At 67.9% G+C, this 3,585-nt stretch carries 1 protein-coding gene; it reads left to right on the top strand.

Going from position 1 to position 3,585, the window contains the following annotated elements; genetic code table 11:
* A partial coding sequence (locus tag PV419_RS52685; protein WP_319701214.1) for a beta-ketoacyl synthase N-terminal-like domain-containing protein occupies nt 1–3,585 on the top strand: 3,585 nt, incomplete at both ends.

Genomic DNA, 3,585 nt, shown 5'->3' with positions numbered 1-3,585 from the left:
CACCATCACCACCTGCGACACCACCAACCCCCACCAACTCACCAACCTCCTCAACACCATCCCCCCAACCCACCCCCTCACCACCATCATCCACACCGCAGGTGTCCTTGACGACGCCACGCTGGCCACGCACACTCGCGATCACCTGTCGACCGTCCTGGGCCCCAAGGCACACGCCGCGCATCACCTGCACAACCTCACCCGGCATCTGGACCTTGATGCCTTTGTTCTGGTCTCCTCCACGGCGGCCACCTTCGGCAGCGCGGGTCAGGCCAACTACGCCGCCGCCAACGCCTACCTCGACGCTCTCGCCCAACACCGCCGCGCCCAGGGACTCCCCGCCACCTGCATCACCTGGGGACTCTGGGAGCAGGGCGGCCTGGCCAACGCCGACATCACCGGGCACCTGGCACGGCGAGGTCTGCTCCCCATGCCCACCGAACCGGCGCTCACCGCGCTTTCGCAGGCCATCGCCACCCCGGGGCAAGCCCATCACATCATCGCTGACATCGATTGGAGCGCCTTCGCCGTCAACCTGAGCCACAGCGGCGAATCTGTTCCGCTCATCCAGGACATTCCCGAAGCCCGGACGCAACGTACCGGGCAGGCCATGGATCGGGACTCCGGTGCGGCCTTGCATCGGCAGCTGGCCGAGCGGAACCCGGGCGAGCAGCAGGAGGTGCTCCTCCAACTCGTACGGACGCAGGTGGCTGCGGTACTCGGACACGGCGGCATCGACGCAGTGTCCCCCGACCGCCCCTTCAAGGAGCTGGGGCTCGATTCCCTCGCCGCCGTCGAGACCCGCAACCGGCTGACCGCCCTCATCGGACTGCGCCTCCCCACCAGCCTCATCTTCGATCACCCGACGCCGACGAAGCTCACCCAATATGTGCAAGCCCAATTGGTGGGTGAGGGATCCGGCCCAGCGAGCGCAGTGGCATACGAGCCCCCCGCCAAGGCCGACGACGCCATCGCGATCATCGGTATGGCATGCCGGTTCCCGGGAGGCGTGAGTACGCCCGAGGAGTTTTGGGATCTCATCCTCATGGAACGGGACGCGATCGCGAACTTCCCGACGAACCGTGGCTGGGATCTTGAGGGAATCTTCCACCCCGACCCCGAACACAAGGGCACCTGCTACACGCAGCAGGGCGGCTTCCTGTACGACGCGGCCGAATTCGACCCCGCCTTCTTCGACATCAGTCCCCGCGAGGCGCTGGCCATGGACCCCCAGCAGCGGCTCTTGCTTGAGACCAGCTGGGAGGCTCTGGAGCAGGCGCACATCGATCCACGGTCGCTGCAAGGCAGTCCTGTCGGTGTCTTCACCGGCATCAACGCCCAGGACTACGCGATCCACCTGGAGCGTTCGCCGGAGTCCGTTGAGGGCTACGTCCTCACCGGCAGCTCGAGCAGCATCGCCTCGGGCCGAATCGCTTACACGTTGGGCTTGGAGGGGCCCGCGGTCACGGTGGACACGGCGTGTTCGTCGTCCCTGGTCACCCTGCACCTGGCCTGCCAGGCACTGCGGGCCGGGGAGTGCTCCATGGCCCTGGCCGGCGGGGTCACCGTCATGTCCACCCCCACCACGTTTGTCGAGTTCGCGCGACAGCGGGGTCTGTCAACAGACGGCCGGTGCCGCGCCTTCTCCTCTACCGCCAACGGAACCGGCTGGGGCGAGGGTGTGGGGGTGTTGTTGGTGGAGCGGTTGTCGGATGCGCGGCGGTTGGGGCATCGGGTGTGGGCGGTGGTGCGGGGGAGTGCGGTGAATCAGGACGGTGCGTCGAATGGGTTGACGGCGCCGAGTGGTCCGGCGCAGCAGCGGGTGATCCGGCAGGCGCTTGCCGCCGCAGGGCTGGCGGCTCCGGAGGTTGACGCGGTGGAGGGGCATGGGACGGGGACGCGGCTGGGTGATCCGATCGAGGCGCAGGCGTTGCTGGCGACGTATGGTCAGCAGCGCCCGGGGGGTGTGCCGGTGTGGTTGGGGTCGGTGAAGTCGAATATTGGGCATGCGCAGGCCGCGGCGGGGGTTGCGGGGGTCATCAAGATGGTGATGGCCATGCGGTATGGGGTGTTGCCGCGGACGTTGCATGTCGAGGAGCCGTCGGAGCATGTGGACTGGTCCTCGGGCGGGGTGCGGCTGCTGTCCGAGGCCGTGCCCTGGCCGGAGACGGGTCGTGCGCGGCGTGCGGGGGTGTCCTCGTTCGGGGTCAGCGGCACCAACGCCCACATCATCCTCGAACAGGGACCGCCGGAGGAACACCGTGTTCCGGCGGATGCCTCGTGCGGGTCGTTTCCGTGGATGGTGTCGGCCAAGTCCGCACAGGCACTACGAGCACAGGCAGCACAACTGCGTGCATACCTGGCAGCCCGCCCTGAGGCGGGGCTGGCCGATGTCGGGTATGCGCTGGCCACCGGCCGCACGGCCTTTGACCACCGTGCCGTACTCCTGGGCCCGGAACGCGAGGACTTCCTCCAAGGGCTTCAAGCCCTGGCGGAGGGCGAGGACCACGCGGGGCTTGTCCGAGGCGTGGCTGCGGGGGTGGGGAAGCTGGCGTTCGTGTGTTCCGGGCAGGGCACCCAGCGCCCCCGCATGGGACACGAGCTTTACCACACCTTCCCCCGCTTCGCCCAAGCCCTCGACGAAGCCTGCGCCTACCTGGACCCGCACCTGGACCGGCCTGTGCGGGATGTCATGTTCGCCGAGGCAGATACCGACACGGCGCAGTTGCTGGATCAGACGCGCTACGCCCAGCCCGCCCTGTTCGCCCTCCAGGTCGCCCTGCACCGCCTGGTCACCGAACAATATGGGCTGAAGCCCCACTTCTATGCCGGACATTCGCTCGGTGAGATCACCGCAGCCCACCTAGCCGGGATCCTCACCCTCCCCGACGCGGCCCGCCTGGTCACCACCCGCGCCCGCCTCATGCACACCCTCCCCGCCACCGGCGCCATGACCACCCTCCAAGCCGACCCGGACGAACTCCGCGAACACCTGACAGGGCGTGAGGCACAGGTGTCGCTGGCGGCAGTGAACGCTCCGGGGTCCGTGGTCATCAGCGGTGATCACGACGAGGTAGACGCTATCGCCGGAATCTTCCGTGCCATGGGGCGCAAGGTCACCCCGCTCAACGTCAGCGGCGCTTTCCACTCACCTCACATCGACCCGCTCCTCACCGAACTGAGCCACACCACCCAAGCCCTCACCTACCACCAACCCCACACCCCCCTCATCACCACCAACCCCACCCCACAAGACCCCACCACCCCTGACCATTGGGTGCGTCAAGCCCGCGACACCGTCCACTACACCCACACCACCAGCCAACTCCACACCCACGGCGTCACCACCTACCTCGAACTCGGCCCCGACACCACCCTCACCACCCTCACCCACCACAACCACCCCCACCACACCCCCCTAGCCATCCCACTCCTCCACCCCCACCAACCCGAAACCCACACCACCCACACCGCCCTCGCCCACCTCCACACCCACGGCCACCCCACCACCTGGCACCACCACCACACACCCACCCACCACCCCAACCTCCCCACCTACCCCTTCCAACACCACCACTACTGGCT

The organism is Streptomyces sp. ME19-01-6, from assembly GCF_033793745.1.
In the GTDB taxonomy this organism is placed as follows: domain Bacteria; phylum Actinomycetota; class Actinomycetes; order Streptomycetales; family Streptomycetaceae; genus Streptomyces.
Note: the sequence above shows the minus strand (reverse complement) of the source record. Positions and strands in the feature narration are given on the sequence as shown.